Annotated in this window: 20 protein-coding genes and 2 pseudogenes; 6 read left to right on the top strand and 16 right to left on the bottom strand. The window is 71.2% G+C overall.

Translation table 11 applies throughout. From position 1 onward, the window contains the following. Positions 1 to 28 precede the first annotated feature (28 nt). The 6 genes from IF78_RS0108905 to thrS all read right to left on the bottom strand — a co-directional run bounded on the left by IF78_RS0108905 (position 29) and on the right by thrS (position 5,346). Positions 29 to 895, bottom strand: a complete 867-nt coding sequence (locus IF78_RS0108905) for an ABC transporter permease (protein ID WP_031483126.1) — start codon at positions 893 to 895, stop codon at positions 29 to 31. After that, positions 892 to 1,806, bottom strand: a complete 915-nt coding sequence (locus IF78_RS0108900) for an ABC transporter ATP-binding protein (protein WP_158751310.1) — start codon at positions 1,804 to 1,806, stop codon at positions 892 to 894. Before IF78_RS0108900 ends, IF78_RS0108905 begins: the two co-directional genes overlap by 4 nt. 51 nt (positions 1,807 to 1,857) lie before the next feature. Further along, positions 1,858 to 2,130, bottom strand: a complete 273-nt coding sequence (locus tag IF78_RS0108895) for a hypothetical protein (protein WP_031483131.1) — start codon at positions 2,128 to 2,130, stop codon at positions 1,858 to 1,860. A gap of 75 nt (positions 2,131 to 2,205) precedes the next feature. After that, positions 2,206 to 2,676 (bottom strand): hypothetical protein, encoded by a 471-nt coding sequence (locus IF78_RS0108890; protein WP_158751308.1) that lies wholly within the window; start codon positions 2,674 to 2,676, stop codon positions 2,206 to 2,208. 311 nt (positions 2,677 to 2,987) lie between these two features. After that, the gene (locus tag IF78_RS0108885; protein ID WP_031483135.1) at positions 2,988 to 3,965 is read right to left on the bottom strand and encodes a nucleoside hydrolase; all 978 of its coding nucleotides are present in this window, start codon (positions 3,963 to 3,965) and stop codon (positions 2,988 to 2,990) included. Between the two features lie 157 nt (positions 3,966 to 4,122). Next, positions 4,123 to 5,346 carry a threonine--tRNA ligase gene (thrS, locus tag IF78_RS0108880; protein ID WP_031483136.1) on the bottom strand — a complete coding sequence of 408 codons (1,224 nt, stop codon included), beginning with the start codon at positions 5,344 to 5,346 and terminating at the stop codon, positions 4,123 to 4,125. Positions 5,347 to 5,746: 400 nt separating this feature from the next. Here thrS and IF78_RS0108875 point away from each other — a divergent pair, with 400 nt between their 5' ends. After that, complete coding sequence (locus IF78_RS0108875; protein ID WP_031483138.1) at positions 5,747 to 6,526, top strand: hypothetical protein; 780 nt, start codon at positions 5,747 to 5,749, stop codon at positions 6,524 to 6,526. Positions 6,527 to 6,558: 32 nt separating this feature from the next. Here IF78_RS0108875 and IF78_RS48315 read toward each other — a convergent pair whose 3' ends face one another. The 5 genes and pseudogenes from IF78_RS48315 to IF78_RS0108855 all read right to left on the bottom strand — a co-directional run bounded on the left by IF78_RS48315 (position 6,559) and on the right by IF78_RS0108855 (position 10,161). Continuing rightward, positions 6,559 to 6,723, bottom strand: coding sequence for a hypothetical protein (locus IF78_RS48315; RefSeq protein WP_158751306.1), 165 nt, complete (start codon positions 6,721 to 6,723; stop codon positions 6,559 to 6,561). A 35-nt stretch (positions 6,724 to 6,758) separates the two neighbouring features. Then, the gene (locus IF78_RS0108865) at positions 6,759 to 7,502 is read right to left on the bottom strand and encodes a GAF and ANTAR domain-containing protein (protein WP_031483140.1); all 744 of its coding nucleotides are present in this window, start codon (positions 7,500 to 7,502) and stop codon (positions 6,759 to 6,761) included. A 130-nt stretch (positions 7,503 to 7,632) separates the two neighbouring features. Further along, complete coding sequence (locus IF78_RS50815) at positions 7,633 to 8,154, bottom strand: hypothetical protein (RefSeq protein ID WP_425314604.1); 522 nt, start codon at positions 8,152 to 8,154, stop codon at positions 7,633 to 7,635. Then, positions 8,142 to 8,537 (bottom strand): annotated as a pseudogene (locus IF78_RS0108860) (permease); the annotation flags it as partial. The pseudogene IF78_RS0108860 and the gene IF78_RS50815, both read right to left, overlap by 13 nt. Before the next feature lie 274 nt (positions 8,538 to 8,811). After that, entirely contained in the window at positions 8,812 to 10,161 is a 1,350-nt protein-coding gene (locus tag IF78_RS0108855; RefSeq protein ID WP_031483144.1) for a helix-turn-helix transcriptional regulator, read from the bottom strand. A gap of 107 nt (positions 10,162 to 10,268) precedes the next feature. Between IF78_RS0108855 and IF78_RS0108850 the strand changes: the two genes are divergently transcribed. Beyond that, positions 10,269 to 10,448 carry a hypothetical protein gene (locus IF78_RS0108850; protein WP_031483146.1) on the top strand — a complete coding sequence of 60 codons (180 nt, stop codon included), beginning with the start codon at positions 10,269 to 10,271 and terminating at the stop codon, positions 10,446 to 10,448. A gap of 13 nt (positions 10,449 to 10,461) precedes the next feature. On the opposite strand, the gene IF78_RS44905 is transcribed toward IF78_RS0108850, so the two are convergent. Both IF78_RS44905 and IF78_RS0108840 read right to left on the bottom strand, forming a co-directional pair. After that, the gene (locus IF78_RS44905) at positions 10,462 to 11,121 is read right to left on the bottom strand and encodes a hypothetical protein (RefSeq protein WP_051827600.1); all 660 of its coding nucleotides are present in this window, start codon (positions 11,119 to 11,121) and stop codon (positions 10,462 to 10,464) included. Between the two features lie 210 nt (positions 11,122 to 11,331). Next, on the bottom strand, positions 11,332 to 15,141 hold the full coding sequence (locus IF78_RS0108840; RefSeq protein WP_031483150.1) for an nSTAND1 domain-containing NTPase: 3,810 nt from the start codon (positions 15,139 to 15,141) through the stop codon (positions 11,332 to 11,334). Positions 15,142 to 15,383: 242 nt separating this feature from the next. Here IF78_RS0108840 and IF78_RS0108835 point away from each other — a divergent pair, with 242 nt between their 5' ends. Beyond that, positions 15,384 to 16,397 (top strand): ribosome-inactivating family protein, encoded by a 1,014-nt coding sequence (locus IF78_RS0108835; protein WP_031483152.1) that lies wholly within the window; start codon positions 15,384 to 15,386, stop codon positions 16,395 to 16,397. Positions 16,398 to 16,534: 137 nt separating this feature from the next. Here the strand turns inward: IF78_RS0108835 and IF78_RS45850 are convergent, their stop codons facing one another. Next, positions 16,535 to 16,735 carry a DUF397 domain-containing protein gene (locus IF78_RS45850; protein ID WP_031483154.1) on the bottom strand — a complete coding sequence of 67 codons (201 nt, stop codon included), beginning with the start codon at positions 16,733 to 16,735 and terminating at the stop codon, positions 16,535 to 16,537. Further along, positions 16,695 to 17,543: a helix-turn-helix domain-containing protein gene (locus tag IF78_RS0108830; RefSeq protein ID WP_031483156.1), complete on the bottom strand. Its 849-nt coding sequence runs from the start codon at positions 17,541 to 17,543 to the stop codon at positions 16,695 to 16,697. The genes IF78_RS45850 and IF78_RS0108830 overlap by 41 nt, the downstream gene beginning before the upstream one ends. Before the next feature lie 85 nt (positions 17,544 to 17,628). On the opposite strand from IF78_RS0108830, the gene IF78_RS0108825 reads away from it, so the two are divergent. From IF78_RS0108825 to IF78_RS0108815, 3 genes are all read left to right on the top strand, one after another. Beyond that, positions 17,629 to 18,111 carry an ATP-binding protein gene (locus IF78_RS0108825; protein WP_051827599.1) on the top strand — a complete coding sequence of 161 codons (483 nt, stop codon included), beginning with the start codon at positions 17,629 to 17,631 and terminating at the stop codon, positions 18,109 to 18,111. A 149-nt stretch (positions 18,112 to 18,260) separates the two neighbouring features. After that, entirely contained in the window at positions 18,261 to 19,040 is a 780-nt protein-coding gene (locus IF78_RS0108820) for an NPP1 family protein (protein WP_031483159.1), read from the top strand. Positions 19,041 to 19,256: 216 nt separating this feature from the next. Continuing rightward, positions 19,257 to 21,257, top strand: a complete 2,001-nt coding sequence (locus tag IF78_RS0108815) for an Ig-like domain-containing protein (RefSeq protein ID WP_031483161.1) — start codon at positions 19,257 to 19,259, stop codon at positions 21,255 to 21,257. Positions 21,258 to 21,273: 16 nt separating this feature from the next. On the opposite strand, the pseudogene IF78_RS0108810 reads toward IF78_RS0108815, so the two are convergent. Further along, a pseudogene (locus IF78_RS0108810) lies at positions 21,274 to 21,756 on the bottom strand (hypothetical protein); the annotation flags it as partial.

Below are 21,756 nucleotides of genomic sequence, written 5' to 3'. Positions count from 1 at the left end.
CCGTAATCGCCCCCAGCCGGTCAGGACCTCAACCGGTCGGGGCCTCCCGGCGCACGTACGCCCAGTAGCCCGCCGCCGTCAGCGCCGCCGTGTAGAGCAGGTAGACCAACAGGGCCACCGGGGTCGACAGATCCGACCCGACCATCGCCTCTACGAACGTTCGCTCGTCGCCCGCGAACGCCGACACGTCGGTGAGCATCGCGCGGCCGACCGAGAACGGCAGCCAGTCGCCCACCCCGTCCAGCCCGGGGACGTACCCCAGCAGCAGTCCGGCCAGCCGCTCGCCCAGAACGGGCCACAGGCACAGCACCACCACCGGCACGGTCCTGCTCCGCATCAGCGCCACGAGCGCCATGCACACCAGCGCCCAGCAGCCCATCCAGAGCACGAACCGCAGCATCGGCACCCCAACCGCACCCCACGCCGGCTGCGGTGCGCCCGACACGGCGAGGACGACGGCCGCCGACACCCCGCCGACCAGCGCACTCGTCGCCGCCACCCCGGCACCCACCAGGAACCCGACCACGCTCTTCGCCGCGTACGCGGTCCGCGGGCCGTTGACGGCGAGCCATGTCGTGCGGGCCGCGCCCCGCACCAGGTCGGTGGAGACCGGTCCCGTGCCGAGGATCAGCACGAGGAAGCACAGCATGGGGACCTGGGTCGTCATCGGCGCCCAGGCCAGCAGGTCGCCCATCGCCGCCGCGCTCATGGGCCGGTCCCTGTCCAGGTCGAACAGCATCCCCGGGCCGGTGAGCAGGCTCAGCACGGCCACCACGGAGAGCAGCACCCAGGTGGAACGCAGCGCGGTGAGATGCCGCCACTCGTACCGGCACGCGTTGCGCAACGCCTCACCTGCCGGAACCGTCCGCGGGGTGTGTGTCACGTCAGCGGTCACGAGATCCTGAACTCCTCTTCCGCGATGGACAGATAGAAGTCCTCGAGCGACGGCATGTCCTCGGACAGCCAGTGCAGCGGCACGCCGCCGTCGGCCGCGAGGGTGGCGACCCGGATCCGGTCCAGCCCGGTGACGTGCGCGCTCGGCCCGCCCGCCGGGCTCAGCCGCCCGCCGTGCTCCTCCACCAGACGCGTGAGCTTCGGCAGGTCCGGCGACTGCACGGTCACCACGCTCCGGCTGCCCGCCCGGGACAGCAGCTCCGCGATCGGCGAGGCGGCCACGACACGGCCACGCGACAGCACGACCACACGGTCCGCGAGCTGTTCCATCTCGCCCAGCAGGTGGCTGGAGACCATGACGGCCCTGCCCTGCGCGGCCTGCTCCCGCAGGAAGTCCCGCAGCCAGCGGATCGCGTGCGGGTCGAGGCCGTTCGCGGGCTCGTCGAGGATGAGCACCGGCGGATCGCCGAGCAGTGCCTGCGCGATGCCCACGCGCTGGGCCATGCCCAGGGAGAGCTGGGACAGTCGCAGCTGAGCGGCCTGTGTGAGGCCCACCAGTTCCAGCATGTCCTCGACGCGCCGGTCCGACGCTCCGCACCCGGCGGCCACCATCCGCAGATGGGCTCGCACCCGGTGCTTGGGGTGGCCGGCGATGCCGCCGAGGACGGCGCCCACGACCGTGGCCGGGGAGCCCCAGGCGGGCAGCGGACGGCCGAGGAAGTGGGTGGTGCCCTCGCCGTGGGCGAGGCCCAGCATCAGGCGGATGGTGGTGGTCTTGCCCGCGCCGTTGGCGCCCACGAAGCCCGTGACCTCGCCGGAGCGCAGTGTCAGCGACACGTCGTCGAGGACCGTTCTGCTGCCGAACGAGCGTCTCAGGTCGCGTGCTTCGGCCAGTACGTCGCCTTTCGGCACTGCGCATTCCTCCGTGCGTGGACCTTGCCTGAACCTGACCATGACGGCACGTCAGGACCAGGGGAAGCCTTTGTTGATGGCGAAGAGCACGGTGAACAGCACCATTGCTCCCATCGGAACGATCACGAACGAGTCGGGCCGCTCGCGCCGGGCCGCGCCCCAGACGAGGGCGACAAGCGGCCCGATGAGCCCGGCGGCCATCAGAGCCCAGCCCGCGTCCTTGTTCCCGACCACGTGGAACGCGATGAACGCCGCCGTGATGAAGCAGAAGGGCGAGGCCCACAGGTTCTTCAGGGCGGAGGACATTTCGGTGGTGGAGGCCATGGGTTATTCCTCGCTATTGGACGGGTGTCCGGGACTCGGCCGTTTCCGGCAGAGGCCCGGACACCACCTCAACTTCTAGAACAGGCTGTTGATGTAGCTCCACAGCGCGTACTGCACTTCACCGCCGGCGGCGATCCAGGCGATCCGGACGGGGTGGTACCAGGGCAGGCCGTTCATGTACCCACGGAACTTGCCCCAGCCCGCCTTGGCGGCCTTGACCGCGTCGTCGTAGAGCTTGCCTCCGTGCCGCTTCAGCAGGTTGTACAGCGCCTTGACAGCGCTGCTGGCGGCGCCACGGGTCTGGGCCTTGGTCGCCTTGCCGTCGGCCACGGCACGCACCGACTGCACATCCTGCGTGCTCAGTTCGGCCTTGACGGTCGGGTTGGCGAGAAACGTACGGGCCTGAGCCGCGGACAGGCTCACCTCGGCGGTCGACGCCGTACGGACGTGGTTGGCCTCCACGGCCTGTGCCAGAGCGGCACCGGAGCCGAGCGTCACCGCGGCCATGGCGGAAACCGCCGCCATACGCAATGTATTGCGGGTCATGTAGAATCTCCCTTGCGTTCAATCGCAAGGGGAGGAAGCCCGTGCGGGCGACCTGAACAGGCGTGGAAACCGAAAAGGGTCCCCCCGGACTTCTTCCCCCGATTACTTCTCTGCGGACACACCGAAAAAAGCCCCCCAGGCGGCCGATAAAGGCCAAACCCACGGGTGCCGGATTACGGGGTCCTTACGCCTCAACGCCACTGGTCAGAGCGGGTGTTCGACGCGAGGAGAACGTAACACAGCCTTAGGCCAGTTGGCCAGAAATCGCGTTTGCACGCCCGGGGTGCGGGAAATTCGTTCGCCAATTCAATTTAATTGGCAACTTTTTCCACCGTCGTCAGATACAGCTTCACGAAACGCTCCACGTCCACGTCCAAAGCCACGTCCACCAATCGCAGGTCGCGGGTGCCGGTGTGCAGCTCGGACTCGCCGAAGCGGGGCCGCCGGTCAACGATCGTCTGGCCGCGCGTCGGGCCCGGGGCGAGGGAGACCTCCACCGGGAGGAGGCGGGTGGTGATGCCCGCCGGGTCCACGACCGTGCAGACCGCGCCCGCGTCACCGATGCCGCCGGCCTCGGAGTCGGCGCCGACATCCGGCGTGGCCGGGCGGTGGGACAGCAGGTCGCCGGCGAGACGGGCGCCGGGATCCGCGCTCGCGCGCAGGCGCCGTACGTCCGCGCCAGGCACCACGACCCGCTGGAACACGTCCAGGCCGTACATGGTGATCGGCACCCCGGCAGTGAGCAGGATCGCGGCCGCCTCCGGGTCGTGCCACACGTTGAACTCCGCGACCGGCGTGGCGTTCCCGCAGGCCACCGCGCCGCCCATGAAGACGATCCGCTCGATGTTGCGGGTCACCTCGGGGTGCGTACGCAGCAGCAGGGCGATGTTGGTGAGGGGCGCGGTCGGGATCAGGGTCACCGGGCGCGGGGACGCCAGGATCTCCCGGCGCAGCAGCGTCACCGCGTCCACGTCGGCGGGGGCGCGGGTCGGGGCGGGCAGGCCGATGTCGCCCATGCCGTCGTCGCCGTGCACGTGCCGCGCCGAGCGCGCGGGTTCGATCAGCGGGAGTGCGGCGCCCCGGGCGACGGGGATGTCGGGGGCGCCGGCCTGCTCCAGCACGGTCAGGGTGTTGCGTACGACGCCGTCCACGTCCGTGTTCCCGGCCACGCAGGTCACCGCGCGCAGGTCCAGCCCCGGGTGACGTACGGCGAACAGCAGCGCGAGGGCGTCGTCGACGCCGGTGTCGCAGTCGACGATCACCGGGATGGGCTGGCCGGCGTTCGGCACGGTGGGGCTCCTCTTCGAGGGCGGGTTCTACCGCTTCGACCTTACGGCGTTGTGCGTCGCCGTAGGTCGGGGAGCGGGGCGCCGTGGGGGTTGGGGTCCATAGCCGTCTGACGGTCGTGTGTGGCTGGTCGCGCAGTTCCCCGCGCCCCTGGGCATCTCACAGCTCGGCGCCTCGTGCCGCCACGCGGGCTGCGATACGGTTCACAAGCTCCCCGCCGGACAGCACCCCAAGCCTGCGACGATCCCTCAGTCGTACGGCCGCGAGGTCGCCGTCCGCCCTCGCTTCCCGCTCCCCGATCACCGCCTTGTACGGCACGAGCCGTGCGGCGCGGATCCGGGCGCCGAGGGTGCCGTGCTGCGGCCCTGCGAGTTCGGCCCGCAGGCCCTGGTCGAGAGCCCGGCGCAGCAGCTTCGCGGCCTGCTCGGTCTGCTCCTCGGCGACCGGGAGGATCACCAGCTGCACGGGGGCCAGCCATGCCGGGAACGCGCCGCCGTGCTGCTCGATCAGGTGGGCGACCGCGCGCTCCACGCTGCCGATGATGCTGCGGTGGACCATGACCGGGCGGTGTTTGGCGCCGTCGGGGCCGATGTAGTGCAGGTCGAAGCGTTCGGGCTGGTGGAAGTCGATCTGGATGGTGGAGAGGGTGGCTTCTCGGCCGGCGCGGTCGGTGATCTGGACGTCGATCTTGGGGCCGTAGAAGGCGGCCTCGCCCTCGACGGCGTCGTACTCGACCCCGTCCAGGACGTCCTTGAGCAACGCGGTGGCCCGGCGCCACAGCTGCGGGTCAGCGACGTACTTGCCACCGCCCCCCGGCAAGGACAGGCGGTACCGGGCCGCTCGGATGCCGAGGTCGGCGTAGGCGCGGGCGATGAGGCCGAGGGCGGCGCGGGCCTCTTCCACTGCCTGGTCGAGGGTGCAGAAGATGTGGGCGTCGTTGAGGTGGATGGCCCGGACCCGGGTGAGACCGCCGAGGACGCCGGACAGCTCCGAGCGGTACATGCCGCCCAACTCGGCCATACGGAACGGTAGTTCGCGGTAGCTGTGGGATCGGGAGCGGTAGATGAGGGCGTGGTGCGGGCAGAGGCTGGGGCGCAGGACGACCTGTTCGGCGCCCAGCTCCATCGGCGGGAACATGTCGTCGCTGTAGTGGGACCAGTGCCCGGAGATCTCGTACAACTCCCGTTTGCCGAGCACGGGTGAGTACACGTGCCGGTACCCGGCCTCGCGTTCCACCTCGCGGATGTACTCCTCCAGTACGTGCCGGACGACGGCCCCGTCGGGCAGCCAGTACGGCAGGCCCGCGCCCATCAGGGGGTCGGTGTCGAAGAGGTCGAGTTCGCGGCCGAGGCGGCGGTGGTCGTGGACGGGGGATTCCTGCACGGTGGGCTCCTTGTGTAGAGCCGGAAGCGAACGCCCACACGCCGAAGCCCCGGGGCACTCGCCCCGGGGCTTCGGATTCGCTCAGCTTTCAGGGCGCCGGGACGGGGTCCGGCGTCGTCGTGAGAGACGGGTTGGCGCGCTGCATGGGGCGACGGTAGCGGTGGGCCGGCGGCGGCGCGATCGATTTTCACGAACCACATCGCCACGACGCGCATCGAGCCGACCGAGCCGACGGACGACGACTGACGACGACGGACGACGACGGCACCCGATCGGCCGCGTGGGATTCCGTCGTCACCCGGACGGACCGGCGCACTGGTGGTCGTACCGCCGTGGTGGTGCCTTAAGAACACGTACCCGATCTTGGGCGCACCCCCGACCCCGGCACAGGAGGCTTGCGATGCCCCGTCCCCCGGCCCGCACCGTCATCGCCTCGACCCTCTCGGCGGCCACGCTGCTGTCCGCGTCCGCGTGCTCCCTCGGCGGGCTGGACAAGGCGATCAAGGGCCTTCCCGACGCGGTGACCTCCGCGGCCACCACCAGCGCGCCGCCCACCCCCGCCGCCGCCCCCACGCTCACCGAGGCCCAGGCCCGTGCCGCCCTCATCGGTGAGGCGGACCTCGGCGAACCCTGGGTGCCCACCGAGGGCTTCGCCACCTGGCGGGAGTCCATGCTCAAGGCGAGCTCCGAGTCGGCGGACTGCGGGCGGCTGCTCGATGCGCTGTACGCGGAGGAACTCTTCGGCCCGGACGCCCGTACGCGCGCGTCGGTCGGTCTGGACGACACGTGGGGCGGGGCCCAGCTGCGCTACCAGGTCGTGGCCCATCGGCCCGACGACCTGGACCGGACGCTGGCGTGGCTCGGGAGCCTGCCGGGCAAGTGCGGGGAGTTCACGGCGACGGCGGCCGGCGGGCAGATGGCCGTCGAGGTGAGTGAGGCCGAGATGCCGGAGGTCGGGGACGCGCGCGTGGGGCTGCGGATCGTCCTCACCGCCGTGTCCGAATACGACGACGCTCCCACGCTCACGCTGCACGTCGCAGCCGTGCGCGTCGGCGACGACGCGATCACCCTCACCAACGGCGGCCTCGGCGACGTACCGTCCGACGCCACGTGGACGGCCGTCGAACTGGGCGCCCGCCGGCTGACGGAGGTCAGGAAGCGGGGGAGGGTGGACATCTGACCGAGCCGGAGCCTCTAACCGACCCGGAGCCTCTATGCCATGCGATCGATCGCGTCCGAGGCGTCCTGGAAGTTCGCCCCGGTGATCTGCCGGTAGAGCTTGATCGCCCGGATCTTCTTCCCCGCCCGGACAAGCGCCACGACCTCCGCCAGCCGAGGATCGTCGTCACGCAAGGAGCTGTTGTCCACCTTTTCCATGGGCAAGGATCCTAGGCGGGCCCGGTGCGCGGGGCCTAGTCCCGGTCGAACCGCAACCGATGGGCCACGACGTCCCCGGCCACGTCCAGTGCCGTACGCCCGTGTGCGAAGGCGTGGCCGCGCAGGCGGGCCAGGGCCTCGTCCGTGCCGATGCCCAGCTGGGCCATGATCATGCCGGCGGCCTGGTAGATCTGGTCGTGGTCGGTGGTGAGGCCGCTCAGCCAGCGTTCGTCCTCCGGGCCGCCCGCCCCTTCCGCGCGTGGCAGCGCCATCAGCGCCAGGGTCACCATCCCGGCCATCACTCGCGCCGTCCGCAGTTCGCGGTCGGTGAGGTCGCCGGGGCTGTCGCAGTAGAGGTCGAGCGTTCCCACGCACACGGTCTCGTTGCCGAGCGGCATCGAGTACACCGCCCGCACCCCGGCGGCCGTGGCCTGCTGGGCGAAGACCGGCCAGCGCAGCACGTCCCGCCCTTCCGTCAGATCGCAGGCCAGCACCGGCGCTCCGCTCTCCGCGGCGGACTGGCAGGGACCGTCACCCAGAGTGGCCTGGATCTCGGTCACGTACGCGGCCTGCGCACTGCTCGCCCCGATCTGGACCGGCATGCCGTCAGTGTGCAGCGACACGCTCGCGCCGGTCACGGGCAGCAGCTGTACGGCGACGTCGCACAGCCGCGCCGGGATATCACCGGGCCCCACGCCGCGTACACCCTCGGCGATCGCGTCCGCGGCACCCGCGCGCTCCCAGCCTCGCTCTCCACGATGCTCGTCCTTGGGGCGCACGGCAGCCTCCTCATTTCGAGCGCGGCCTGCTTGGTCCAAGGGGCTCGGCGCCCACCTCCACCGCTCACCCCGGACGACGCCCGACTACCCGTAGCCCGCGCCACAAAACCCCGCGGACTACCGCGCCCAGTCAGGGGCGCGCGGGGCTGTGTCCATATGCGGCTCCGACGCGAGCAACGAGCGTCACCGCGTCTCGTACGGGTTCGTCGGCTGCGCGATCCGCCGTACCGACGCGGCGTCCAGGACGGGCGGCCAGGCCTCGTCCGTGCCGAGCTTGCCCTCGGGGTGCCAGGTGCCGGTGACGGTGACCCAGGCGTCGACGGGTGGCGCGTCCGTGTCCCGGATCTCGACCTTGCCGGTGGTGGCGTCGGCGGCGCAGCAGGAGGCCAGGAGGCGGGTGGCCGTCGCCGTCGCTGGTGACGAAGCCGGTCAGCCGGAGCGTGCGGCCCGCGAGCGAACGTCGGGTGAGGAGCCAGGCGATCTTGGGGCTGTGGCTGTGGCTGTGGCTGTTGCCGTGGCTGTGGTCGTGGTCGTGGTCGTGATCACGCTGCACATACCGCAGGTACAGCTCGCTGAACAGGGAGATCCGCAGGACCGCCGCGCCCGTCAGGAGCAGCAGCACCGCCGGCCCGTACCGCCTCACAGCAGCCACCACCCCACCAGCACGCTGCTCGCCACGGCCACGACCCAGGTCACGGACGAGAAGCGCAGGGCGAAGGAACGTCCGAAGGTGCCCGCCTGGAGGGCGATCAGCTTCAGGTCCACCATCGGGCCGACCACCATGAACGCCAGCCGCGCGGTCGGCGAGAAGCCGCTCAGTGAGGCGGCCACGAACGCGTCCGCCTCACTGCACACGCACAGGACGACCGCCAGCAGCGCCAGGAGCGGCACCGACGGCCAGGGCGAGCCGGTGAAGAGGTCCAGGACCGAGCGCGGCACCACGATGCTGAAGGTCGCCGCGGCCGCCGCACCGAGGACAAGGAAGCCGCCCGCGTGCAGGAAGTCGTGCTGGAGGCCGGCGGTGAAGGCGCGGAGGCCGCCCCTCGCCGCCTGGTGGACCGTCTTCACGGCGATCGTGGAGTGTCGGGCCGAGGATCGAGGCGACCGTGGCGATGGCGACGATCGCGGCGCCACCGAGCACGGCGTACACGAGCGCGCGTACGCCGAACCGCAGCCCGTCGACCACGGTCCGCTGGTTCTCCACCGTGCCTGTCCCCAACCGTTCGGGAACGCTCCTGTTCGAAAGCGCTCCCGTTCGAAAGCGCTCCGCGAAGCCAACCGGTGGGGCCTGTGCACAGGCTTGGCTTCCTTACAGAGGTGGCTGTGCGGGGGCCGGGCCCAGGGTCGTGGTGCCAGGGGCCGTGCGGTGGCCGAGGCCCGTGCGGTACGCGTCCAGGGCGGCCTCCACTCTGCCCGTGCGGCGGAGCAGGTCACCCAGCAGGCGGCACAGGTCGGCGAGGTCGCCCGCCGCGCCCGCCCGTTCCAGGAGGCTCAGGGCACGGACGTAGTGCTCCTCGGCGGTCTCGGTGTCGTGGGCGTCCTCGGCGATGATGCCGAGGAGGCGGTGGGCGGCGGCGGAGTGCAGGGCGCCGCGCTCGGGGCTGAGGTCGCTGAGGACCTCGTGGAGGAGGGCGGCGGCCTCGTCGGATCGGCCGCGCCGGTGCAGTACGTCGGCGAGTTCGACGGCGACCTGGCTGGTGTAGAGGGCGGCGCGCCTGGCGGTGAGCATGGTGCGGGCCTCGCGCAGTTCGGCCTCGGCGCGCTCCAGGTCGCCGTTCTGGGCGTGGACGTAGCCGCGCATCCAGTGGCAGTTGGCGAGTTCGGTACGGATCTGGAGCTGCCGGTACAGCTCGGCGGCCTTGGCGAGCGAGGCGTCGGCCTCGGCGACGCGGCCCTCGGCGAGGAGGGTGCGGGCGACGGAGCGGTGCATACGGGCGACCAGGGCCGGGTCCGCGGCCTTCGGCGCGAGGGCGAGGGCGTACTCGGCGGCCTGGGCGGCGCGGGCGTGGGCGCCCATGTCCATGTAGGGGCCGATGACGCCGGCGTAGAGCAGGAGCAGGGCGTCGGGGTCGTGCAGGCCGCCGCGGTTCAGCTCGTCGAGCGTGGACTCCAACAGGTAGACGGCGTAACGGAGTTCGCCCGCGAGGTAGTGGGAGACGGCGCGGCCGCGCAGGGCCGGGACCCGGGCGGGCAGCGGGGCGTCGGCCTCGGCGAGCACCCGTTCGGCCCGCTCGAAGTGGCGCCGGGCCTCGGTCAGTTCGCCGGTGTCGAGGCCGCACTCGCCGAGCCCGAGCAGCGCGACGGCCTGCTCCTCGACGAACCCGTGGGCCTCGGCCTCCGCGAGCAGCGCGGCGTACTGCTCGGCCGCGGTGTCGGCGTCGCCGGTGGCGAGGGTGCGCTGGGCCTCGGTCAGTCTCAGCCGCAGGTCCGTGACGAGGTGCGCGGGGCGTCCGGTGGCGAGCTCCTCGAAGGCGATGCCGAGCCGCTCGGCGATGTACCGTAACGCGTCGTCGGAGGCGCGTACGCGGCCTGCCTCGAGGGTGGAGATGTACGCGGGGGTGTACGTCGGCTCCGCCAACTGCCGCTGCGTCATCCCTCGGTCGGCGCGCAGCTGCTGCACTCTTCGCCCGATGGTCCCCGGGTCGTCACGGTCCGACATCGCTCAATGCCCCCAACTCGCCCTGTGCCTCTTGCCGTTGGGGTCCGGCGACCCTAGGTTAAACGGCGTATTAAACGCGCTTAACCTACAGCTGTTGCGAGGTCGCCGTGCAGGAACGCACCAGCACCACTGAGCGATACACCCGAGGCTTCGCGGCCGCCGTGGTCGCCGTGCTGACGCTGATCCTGGCAGCGAACGCCGGACCGGCGAGGGCGGCGGAACCGGGGTCCGCGTACCAGGTCAGGGGTGCCGTACAGATGGAACACGCGGTGCCGACCGCGCCCTAGAACCCCGCAGGGGTCAGCAGTTCCAGGTCGCCCAGTAGAAGTTGCCCTTCAGCTCGCCGGTCGGGAGGAAGACCGGGGTTTTGATGTCGATGCCCGGAAGGCCGCCGTTGCCGGGGTAGTACCAGATGTAGTGGCCGTGCTTGCGCTCGCCGTAGTGGACCTCCAGGTAGCCCTGGGAGTGGCGGACGTACGGCGCGAACCACCAGGCGCCCCGCTGGCCGGCCGGGACGGTCGTGGTGTGGGTCTCGGTCTTGGTGTGGGCCTCGCCCACCTTCCAGGTCTCCGACTGCGTATCGCTGGCCTTCATCCCGGCCTCGAACGTGTTGCTGAAGCCGGAGGACACCTCCACGGACGTCTCCTGCTGGAAGGCGTACTCGGTGCTCGTGGTGTTGGTGTCGGTACGGGTGAGGGTCAGGTCCCGGTTGCTGGCGCAGTTGCTGATCACGTTGGAGACCTGACGCCGCTTGCCGAGTTCGGTCTCCGCGCTCTGCTCGTGGTACTGGCACGAATCGGCGTTGCCGTTGTTGCAGTCCCAGATCACGTCGGGCATGTCGTCGCCCCAGCCGGGGGTGGTGTTGGCGCTGGCCGTGCCTGCGGAGAAGGGGATCAGCACGAGGGCGAGCGCCGACGTCAGCATCGCCGTCCGGCGACGGCCGTTCTTCAGGATCTTCATGTGGGGGGATCTCCTGTCCGATACCTCGACCCGCTCGTCGGGTCGGGCCGCCGCCCCGGCCGAGGGGGGGAGTTCGGAACCGGGGCAGCGACAGGTCGATCGTCGAGGGCCCGGGAGTTGTTCGGCCAGCAGTTCCATCAGGTCAATCAATTGCGTCTGCCCAGGCTCCCGCGGCGGAGCCGCATATCGAGCACGGCAATGCCGGACGCATCAGTCGCCGCACACCTTGCGGTACGGCACGTCACGCACGTACGTCCGCCACTGCGCCCGGGTCAGCTCGCGCCCTCCCGCCCGCGCACACACCGATCGGACCGCCTGGTCCGGGTCGATCGTGTAGCGCTGGAGAGGCACGTGCGCGCTGCCCGCGAACACCGTGCCGCTGTCCGCGTCGAACGCCACCGTGTCGATCGCCTCGCCCGGCGTGGTCAGCGGGCCGCCGAGCGGCTGCTGGGTGGCGATGTCCCACAGCTGCAGGCTTCCGGCCTCGCCGCCCACCGCCAGCGTGCGGCCGTCGGGGCTGATGGCGAGGGCGCTGACGGCCTCGGAGGTGTCGTCGCTGACCGGGTCGGGGCCACTGTCCGGGGCGTCGGTCACTGCCGCCGGGAGCGGGGGGAAGACGTTCGGCATGGTGCCCTCCCGCTGCCGGACCGCTGCGTCCCACAGCGCCACCCGGCCCGTCTGGTCCCCCGCCGCGAGCCGCGAACCGTCCGGGGCGAAGGCGACGGCGCCGATCTCGTCGCCCTGGACCAGGTCGCGTCCGGTGGCCTTGCCGCCCGGCAGGCTCACCGTCCGGTTGTCGCCGGCCAGGAGCCCGCCGTCGGGGCGGACGGCCAGGTGACTGCTGGACAGGCCGGTGAGGACGGCCGTCCGGCGGTGGCGGGCGATGTCCCAGGTCTCGTTGGTCAGCTCGCCGGTATCCGTTGTGCGGGTGAGGTGGAGCGTGCGGGCGTCCGGGCCGAGGGCGATCGTGATCACCGCCCCGGCCGAGTTCTTCTCCGCCAGGTCCAGTGTCGTGCGGGCCCGGCCCTTGGTGACGTCCCAGATCGTGAGGCGCTGCGGGGACGCCTCGTGACCGGGCGCCGTGACGCCGTACGCGAGCGCCTTGCCGTCGGGGGTGAAGGCCAGCTGGGGGAGGGTGTACTCCGGGAGTACCGGCCGGGAGGGATCGCGCGACACGCTGGGCGGCGTGAGCGGCAGTGTCCTGAGCAGTCGTCCGATGGGGGTCCCCCCGCTCGAGCGAAGTCGAGAGTGGGGGAGCGTGTCGCGCAGCTCGAAGCGGTAGGTGTCGCCGGTGCGTCGCGCGGTGGCGAGAGTGCGGCCGTCCGGGCTGATCAGCACCTTGTCCGCCGGCCGGTCCTGCCAGGCGGACGTCACGGCCGTCGCGACGTCCAGGGTGTGGACCGTGCCGGCCTCCAGATAGCGCAGTACCGGGCGGGTGGGGTCCCAGGCCAGACCGCCGAGGTGCTGGTTGTTGAGGGAGTGCCGGAACACCGTGGAGCCGTCGCCCAGCCGCCACAGCCTGATTTCCTCCCCGTCGGCGATCGCCAGGAACCTCCCCTCCTCGCTGAAGGCGGCGTACCTCACTCCGGTGTCGGGGAGGTCGGGCAGCCGTTCCCCCGACCGGACGTCCCAGACCCGCACGCCGCTCGGCAGCACCGCGGCGAGCCACCGTCCACCACCGCCGAGCACCAGTTGCAGGCGCTCCTGGCCGCAGATGTCGCCCGCGCGTTCCCAGCGCCCGTGCACGGTGCGCCGGTCCGTGAGGTCCCGCACCTGCGGCGCGCCACCTTCCCCGAGGGGGCAGACCGCGATCAGCCGGCCGTCCTCGCTCGGCGCCGTGGTGTCCTCCGCCTCGAACAACAGCTTGCCGTCGGCGGCCGAGTGCACCCCCGCCCGGAACTCGTCCACACCGCGCACGGCGTACGTGCTCCTGCCGAAGTCCACGACGGACGACGCCGGCAGCCGGTCACCGACCCATCGCCCGGCGGCCGTGTCCCACAGCCGCACCCCGTCGCCCCGGCCGCGCCCGTAGATCGCCAGCAGCCGCCCGTCCGGGCTCGCCCCGACCGCGGTGCCGGCCTCCGGCAGCCGCCCCTCGGAGATCTTCCGGTGCCGTGCCACGTCCCAGGTCCGCCAGCTGCGCCCCTCGACGCTGAGCAGGGTGCGACCGGAGTCCGTCAGACGGCGGAAGGGACCGTCGCCCGGTGACCGGTCGCTGAAGGCGTCCAGTTCCTGCTGGCCGAGCGAGCCCAGCAGCGCCCGCCGGGTCTCCGGCAGCTCGGACACCCGCCAGGCGGCGACGCCCAGCAACTGCGCGGTGCGCGGGTCGGTCGTGCGCAGGCCCTCCGCGACGGCGGCGATACGGCGGGCCGCGTCGTCGATGCGGCGGCGCTCGTTGTCCCGGCCCTGCGTCCACGCGGCGAGACCGGCGACCAGCGCCACCACGAGGACCGCCGCCAGTACGCCCACCCCCGCCCGTGCCCGGCGAGTGGAGCGGGCGGCGGCCCGGCGTTCCGCCTCGCGGGCGGCCAGCGCGGCGGTGAGGAACTCGCGTTCCGGCACGGTCAGGGAGCGGTCGACCTCGTGATCGGGGAACAGCTCCGCCACCCGGTCCAGGCGGGTGCCCCGGTACAGAGCGCCGGGGTCGCGGTCGTGCTCCAGCCAGACGCGGGCGGCCTCGGTCAGCCGCCGGTGGTGGCGCAGCCGCTCCCGGTCCTCCTCGATCCAGCCGCGCAGCCGCGGCCAGCTGGTGATCAGCGCCTCGTGGGCGAGCTGGACGGAGTCCTCGTCGACGGTCAGCAGCCGGGCGCGGGCCAGCCGCTCCACCACCACGGGCACGTGGGGGCACGCCCACTCCTCGCGCTCGGCCCGGGTCAGCGGGCGGCGGGTGTCGGGGGTGCCCTGGCCGGGCTCGACCATCCGCAGCAGCAGCCGCCGGGCGGCGTCCGCCTGCTCCCCGGTCAGCTGCCCGCACGCCTCCTCGGCGCTCGCCGCGATGGCGCCGCGCACCCCGCCGGCCGCCTCGTACGCGGCCAGGGTGAGCACCCGGCCCTTGCGTCGCCGCCAGGTCTCCAGCAGGGCGTGCGAGAGCATCGGCAGCCCGCCGGGCTCGTCGAGGACCTCCTCCACGATCCGCGCGGTCAGCTCCCGCTCCACCAGGAGCCCGACCTCCTGCGCCGGCTTGACGACCGCCTCGCGCAGCTCGTCCGCGGTCATCGGACCGACCAGCAGTCCGGCGCCGCACAGCGTGTCCGCCAGGCCGCGGTGCTCGCCGCAGCGGGGGTAGAAGTCGGCTCGTACGGCGATGAGCACCCGCAGCCGGCTGTCCGGGTCCCGGGCGGTGAGCAGCAGGTCGATGAACCGGGCCCGCTCGGCCCGGTCCCGGCACAGGGTGAAGACCTCCTCGAACTGGTCCACCACCACCCAGCTCTCCGGCTCGTCCTCCGCCGGGGTCAGCAGATGGCCGTACCTGGTGGCGGGCCGGTCGCCGGGCGTGAGCACCCGCAGCACCGCCGGACGCCCCCGGTCCGCGATCTCCTCCTGGAGCCGGGGTATCAGTCCGGCCCGCAGCAGCGAGGACTTTCCGCTGCCGGAAGCGCCGAACACCGCGGCGAACCGGTGCTCGCACACCAACTGCAGCAGGTCCTCCGTCAGGCGGTCCCGGCCGAAGAACAGCCCCTGGTCGGCCGGCTCGAACCGGGCGAGGCCCCGGTAGGGCGGCGCCGCGTCCTCGTCATCCTCGCGGACCTCCCCCGCCACCTCCGCCTCGGCGTCCTTCCACCGCGGCTCCCACTCGTCCGGGTCGCCGCCACAGGCCCGTACATAGCCCTGGACGACGGCGAGGGACGGCAGCCGTTCGCCCGCGGCGGCCTGGGACAGCGTTGTCGCGGAGAAGCCCGCCGTCTCGGCCATCTTCCGGTACGAGGGGCTCCCCGCGGTCCTGCGCAGCTCCCGCAGCTCATGCGCGAGCCGCGGCACGGGACCGGCCGTCGGGTCCAGCGGTCTTTCCGGGCGCCCCATGCGCATACCTCCGTACGGCTGGCGAAAGGGACATCGAGCGCGACGAACGTACAAGCCGGCGGGTGACGCCCAGGTTGCCCACAGGTGACGTGCGGGCGATGCGGCATGTGACGTCCGTCAATCCCCTTTCGGCGGCGGAATTGATTGTCCTGACAAAAGGGACGTGGCAATCAACGTTCCGGTTGCGAGCGTCGGTGGGGCAAGGCCGGATCCCGGCACTTCGAACACCCGGAGGACAGCGCATGCCCCCCACCGACGAGATGACGCTCCCCGAACGGGAAGCACACGAGCAGGCCGAGGCCGCGCCGACGCGCGGATCCGGACTCCCCCGCTTCGGCAAGCGCACGATCGCCTCGATCGTGACCACTTTCGTGCTGGCGGTCGTCGCCACCCTGGTCGGCCCGCTCGGCGGGCTCTCGACCGCCTCGGCCCAGGACCGCGTCCCCCGCTTCAAGATCGGGGAAATGAAGAGCTCGCAGTACACGGACTTCATCAACCAGATCCACCGCCAGATCAACGCCGCCGACAACGGGGTCCCGGGCAGCTACAACACGGTCGATCACACCTCGGACACCACGGAGTTCTTCGACGTGGACGTGCAGATGTGGGGGAGCGAGGACTTCGTCCGTATCCGTCTGCGCCGTTCGGACCTCTACCTGGTGGGCTGGTGGTCGAGCGACGCCGTCTACAACCGGGTGGACAGCGAGGCGGCGTCGGGGGCGCCGGAGGGGAGCCGGCCCACGAACTTCAGGGCGGACTACCCCAGTCTGGAACGCGTGGCCGGCGCCTCACGCTATGAGATCGGCTTCAGCCGGGACGCTTTGAACACCGCGGCCTGGAACCTCTACAACGCCCGGCAGCCCACGGACCATGACGGCGGCAACCAGGCGCAGACCGAGATACGGAACCAGGCCCGCGCGGTCCTGATGATGACCCAGTTCATCTCGGAAGCGGCCCGCTTCAGGGGTGTCGCCACCAGGCTGAGCTTTGCGAACGAGGAGCGCGCCGACCACGACCCGGTGTACATCCCGTGGCAGGTCGCCGGACAGGAGAACGACTGGGGCACCCTCAGCGAGCGCTTCAACAGGTGGCTGGGCGCGGCGAGGGCGGCGGGCAACCCGCAGATCGCCGACCCGAACACCAACGAGCCGACGCGCGTCTGGACGATCGACCAGTGGAACAACCTCGTGGGCTTCACGCTCGCCACCCTGGCGGACTACGCCCGCGTCCTGTACACGGTCAAGGGCCGCCCGTGATTGATTGCCCTGATCGAACGGGCTGCCGATCAACTCTCCGGCTGCCAGTCTTGGATCCGTGACCCTCATCCCCCCGAGGGGCACACAGCCGCCGGTGGACACCCCCCGTCCGCCGGCGGCTTCCGGCGTCGCGCAGGTCAGCGCCCCGCGCGGACGTGGCCCACGAAGGCGACGTACGCCTCCAGCGAGAGGGTGAGGGTGCCGGCCTCGGGGTTCTTGGAGTCGCGGACGGCGATGTGGGGGGTGAGGGGGGCGACCTCGACGCAGTCGCCGCCACTGCTGCCGCTGTAGCTGGACTTACGCCACGTCGCGCTCCTCAGCTGCTGGCTGGTCTCCATAGCGCTCCTCCATCACGTGGGCGATCAGCTCTGCCGAGTCCCGTACCGAGAGCGCGGCAGCTCGCAGTTGATCGTAATGGAGCCAGCCCTCGCTGACACTGTCCGGATTGGCCGTCATGTGTCCCTGGATGAAGTCCTCGGTGTAGACGACGTCCGGGTCGTCGTCGAAGCGCAGGAGGTTGAAGGTGCCCGTCAGGCCCGGGTGTTCCCCCGCCGAGAACGGCAGCACCTGGATCTTCAGGCGCCGTTGGTCCCGGAAGCTCAACAGGTGCGCGAGTTGGTTTCGCATCACCTCCCGGCCGCCCATGGGCCGGTACAGCACCGCCTCGTCCAGCACCACCCACACCAGCGGCGGCTTCTCCTTCCGTACGATGCGCTGCCGTTCCATGCGAGCCGCGACCAGCTCGTCGAGGTTCTGCGGTTGGGGCGCGCCCAGCACCGCCCGCGCGTACTCCTGCGTCTGCAGAAGCCCATACACCACCTGTGACTGATACGTGGAGATGTACGTCGCTTTCGCTTCCATCTCCGCGTACGGCTGAAACCACGTCGGCAGTTGGCTCCGCAACACCAGCCCGACGAGTCGCGAAAAACACCCGTCCGTCATCAGCGCCGCATCCGCCCGTTCCGCGAACTCCCTGGTCGGCACCTTGTGGGCGGTCTCGATCTGGCCCACCAGGGAACCGGTGCAGAAGATGCAGTCGCCCAGCTCCTGCTGGGACATCCCCGCAGCTTCCCGGTACCGGCGGAGCTCGCTGCCGAAGTAGTCCAGCGGCGAGGCGGTGGGGTCGAGTGTGCGGATTCGGGCCATGGGCGGTCACCCCCAAATCAGAACGCGGCGCGGCGTTCATTCCAGTCTGTAGCCGAGCGTAATCACATGACTCCACGCTGATGGCATGAATCGCGTAACTGCCTCTCACGAGGAAGGACTTGGCGCCCGGTACGGCACCGCCTTCACCCTCGGTGAGCACTCCGCCCGGCACCTGCGCCGCATCCTCCGCCTCTACCTCACCGCCTGGGACTTGGACGACCTCTACGACTCGGCGTCCCTCGCGCTCACCGAGTTGATCGCCAACGTCGTACGGCACTGTCCCGACCGGCGTGCCACGGTGCTGATCCTCCGACGGACGGAGGGGCGGGCGCTGCGTGTCGAGGTCACCGACGCGAGACCGTGCCCGCCGTTGTCCACAGCTGTGGACGGACTCTCCGAACTCTCCGAGGACGGGCGCGGAGTGGCGATCGTCGAGGCCGTCACGGATCGGTGGGGGTGGGTTCCCCTGACCGGCCGGCCCGGCAAGACCGTCTGGTTCGAGTGTGACGCCAAGGTCGCAGAAAAACGCAAGGTTAACGGCAAACAGCGCGAAAGGGACGGGCGTTGACGCCGCGAGGAACATCCCCCCGAAACGCCGAGGACGATTGATCGCCCTGTTCAGAACATGCCGCCAATCAACTCCCCGCGCTCCAGTCTCGGTCTCGTCCCGCCGGAATCCCGGCAGGACGAACCAAGCGAACCACTGGAGCACCCCACATGTCTCAGACTGCCAAGCCCCGCCGACGGTCCCGCCTCGCCAGGGCCGCCCTCGTCCTGGGCAGCGCCGCCGCCCTGACCGTCGGTCTGACGGCCAGCGCCAACGCCGCCGTCCTGGACCCGCTGCCGTGGAACGCGAGCACCTTCCAGAACAAGTACATGCCGCTGTTCGACTACGACGGGGACGGCTGCTTCCCCGCGGCGGCGGTGGACGCGGGCGGACACCTCAACGGCGGCCTCAACAACAGCGGCTCGATCACCGGCCAGTGCCGGGACGGCCACCTCGGCAGAGCCAACACGTACTCGCAGTCCCTGTGCAGAAACGGCTGGTGCGCCTACGTCTACGCGCTCTACTTCGAGAAGGACCAGACGCTCAACGGCGCCGACGCCTTCGGGCACCGCCACGACTGGGAGTGCGTCGTGGTCTTCCAGAAGCAGGGCGAGGAGCGCCCCCGTTACCTGGCCGCCTCCCGGCACGGCGGCTTCAGCACCCACCCGATCAACGAGGTGCCGATGGACGGCAACCACGTCAAGATCGTCTACCACAAGGACGGCGCGAGCACACACGCCTTCCGCTTCGCCAAGTGGGGCGAGGACACGGAGGCCTGGGGCCCGGGCAACAAGTGGGACACCCCGGCCCTGGTCACCATGGAGCAGATGCCCCAGGCGCCGCGCGACGCCCTGTGGAACTCCCAGTGGGGCAGGGCCAACTTCCCGCTGACCAACAACCTGGTCAGCAACATCAACAAGGCCCGGCCCGGCGAGGTCCCCGCGTTCTGACGCACGGACCGGCAGAGACCAGCCCCCGGCGGGGACACTCCCCCCTGTCCCGCCGGGGGCTTCCTCTCGTTCTCACCCGTCTCTTACGCCCCGCTTCACCCGGCTGTCGGCGCCATGACCTAGCCTTCGATCACTCACGGCGGTACGCGCGCCCAGCCCATTGCTCCTGGCGCGTCCGCCCTTACGTCTTTTTCGTTCCGGGGGGTTCGAAAAACCGTGCGCAGACGCACTCTTCCGGCCACCGCGACGGCACTCGCGGTCCTCTTCAGCTCGGTCGCCCTGGTCGCGACCGGCGCCGGGTCGGCGGCCGCCGACTCCAGCACGGCCGTGTCCCTCAAGTCGGCCGGCGACATGGTCGTCGACGGCGTCCACCAGCGGGTCTTCATCAGCGACCCGACCGCGGGCCAGGTCGTCGTCACCGACTACGCGGGCAAGCTCGTCGGCACCGTCGGCTCCCTGCCCGGCGTGCGCGGCCTGGAGCTGTCGCCCGACTCGGGCACGCTGTACGCGGCGGTGGCGGACGCCGCCGCGGTCGTCGCCATCGACACGGCCACCGCGACGGAGGCCCACCGCTACCCGACGGGCACGGCCGGTCCCAAGTACGTGGCTCTCACCGGCGGCAAGCTCTGGTTCAGCTACGGCTCCGGCGGCGACGGCAACATCGGCTCGCTCGACCCGGCCGGCACCGACCCGGCGCTCGCCCTGGGCCAGGACACGAACCGCACCTTCTACGACGCCCCGATCCTGGACGCCTCCGCCGGCGCGCCGGGCACGCTGGTCGCGGGCGCGCCGGGCCAGAGCCCGGTCGTCCTTGCCGTGTTCGACGTCTCCTCGGGCAGCGCGAGCCGCTCGGCGTACGCCTTCGACCCGGGCAACACGGGCGGCGGCAACCTCGCCGACCTCGCGGTCACGCCGGACGGCAAGGACGTGATCACCGCCAGCGGCGCCCCGTACTACCAGGCGGTCTACAAGCTCTCCGACCTCTCGGCGGACGGCAAGTACGTCACCAACACCTACCCGAACGCGGTGGACATCGCCCCGAACGGCGACGTCGCGGCGGGCACCAGCTCCTGGTACGACCCGGACGTGCACGTCTTCAAGCAGGGCGGGTCGACGCCGGTGAAGCAGTACGACTTCCCCAACACCGGTACCAGCAGCGGCGCCGACACCCTCGCCGCGCGGGGCCTGGCCTGGGCGCCGGACGAGAGCAAGCTGTTCGCGGTGTCGCTGAACAACAACGACGCCTACTCGCTGCGGATCTTCGACGCCCCGACGAAGGCGGCCACCACCCTCACGGCGACCGCCCCCACCACGGCGACCCGCGCCAAGCCCCTCACGGTCACCGGCACGCTGGCCTCCTCGGCGGCGTTCCCGGCGGGCACCACGGTCTCGGTCTCCCGCACCGACGACGAGTCCCCGAGCGGCAAGGCCCTCGGCACCGCGACCGTCGCCGCGGACGGCTCGTACTCCTTCACCGACACCCCGCCGGCCGGCGGCAAGGTGACGTACACGGTGACCTACGCCGGTGACGCGGACCACGCGCCCGCCACCGCCTCGCACGCGCTGACGGTCACGAAGACGGCGACCACGCTGACGCTGAACAACAACCTCAAGGTCTACGGCTACAACAGCACCGTCGCCTTCACCGCGCACCTCGGCACGACGTACAAGAACCGCACGGTGGAGATCTGGGCCGACCCGTACGGCTCGGACAAGCCCAACACGCTGGTCAAGAAGGGCACGGTCGACTCGGCGGGCAACCTCACGGCGAGCGTCCGGCTGACCCGCGACACCAAGATCAGCGCGAAGTTCACGGGTGACACGCGGTACGCGGCGAAGACGACGACCAACACCGTCTACACGAAGGTGGCGATCTCGACCTCGCTGAGCGGCTACTACAAGACGGCCACGGCCTGGAACGCGAAGTACTACTACTTCCGCCAGTCCACGGACCCGATCCACAACACGACGATGACGATGTACCCGGGCCGCAAGTACCAGTTCCAGATCCAGCAGTTCTCCAGCGGGGCCTGGCACACGACGGCCTCCGAGTACTTCGCGCTGGACCGCTACGGCAAGGACTCCGTCCAGCTGGACGACACCCCGCCCACGGGCGTCCGCTTCCGGATCCGCTCCTCCTACATCGACACGACGTCGGGCGACAACGTCAACGCGACGACGTACGGAGCCTGGAAGTACTTCACCTTCACCAGGTGATGAGAGGCGCGCGGGATCAGCTCTGGGTCTGTAGCTGCTGCAACTGCTGGAGGACGTTCTCCAGAGCGCCCCGCCGCCGTCCGGGCACCCGGCCCCGTAGCTCCGCGAGCACGGGGCCGAGCTCACGTGCCTGGGCGGCGTCCTCGATCTGCGCCCACTGGTGGTGAGCCCGGTCCACCGCGGCCTCCACCGCGGGCGCGTCCGGGGCGTGCCCGGCGGAGAGCCGCGCCGAGGCGACCGTCAGCCAGGTACGGCAACTGCGCACCGGGTCCCCCGCCAGCATCGCCAGATCGGCCCGCACCTCGATCCAGTGCAGCGCCTCCTCGGACGCGGGCCCGTGCGCACGCAGCGCAACCTGCTCATGGTGAGCGGCCAGAGCCTCGGCCTCCCCGTGCCGCCCGCTTTCGACCGCGGCGGCGATGGCGGCGTGGGGGTCGGTGGGGGTGGGGGGCTGGGTGAGGAGATGGGCGGGTGGCTGGGCAGGGGGCCTGATGAGGGT

It is taken from the genome of Streptomyces bicolor (assembly GCF_000719285.1).
GTDB lineage: Bacteria > Actinomycetota > Actinomycetes > Streptomycetales > Streptomycetaceae > Streptomyces > Streptomyces bicolor.
The sequence above is the reverse complement of the archived record's forward strand: the minus strand, read 5'-3'. Positions and strand labels throughout refer to the sequence as shown.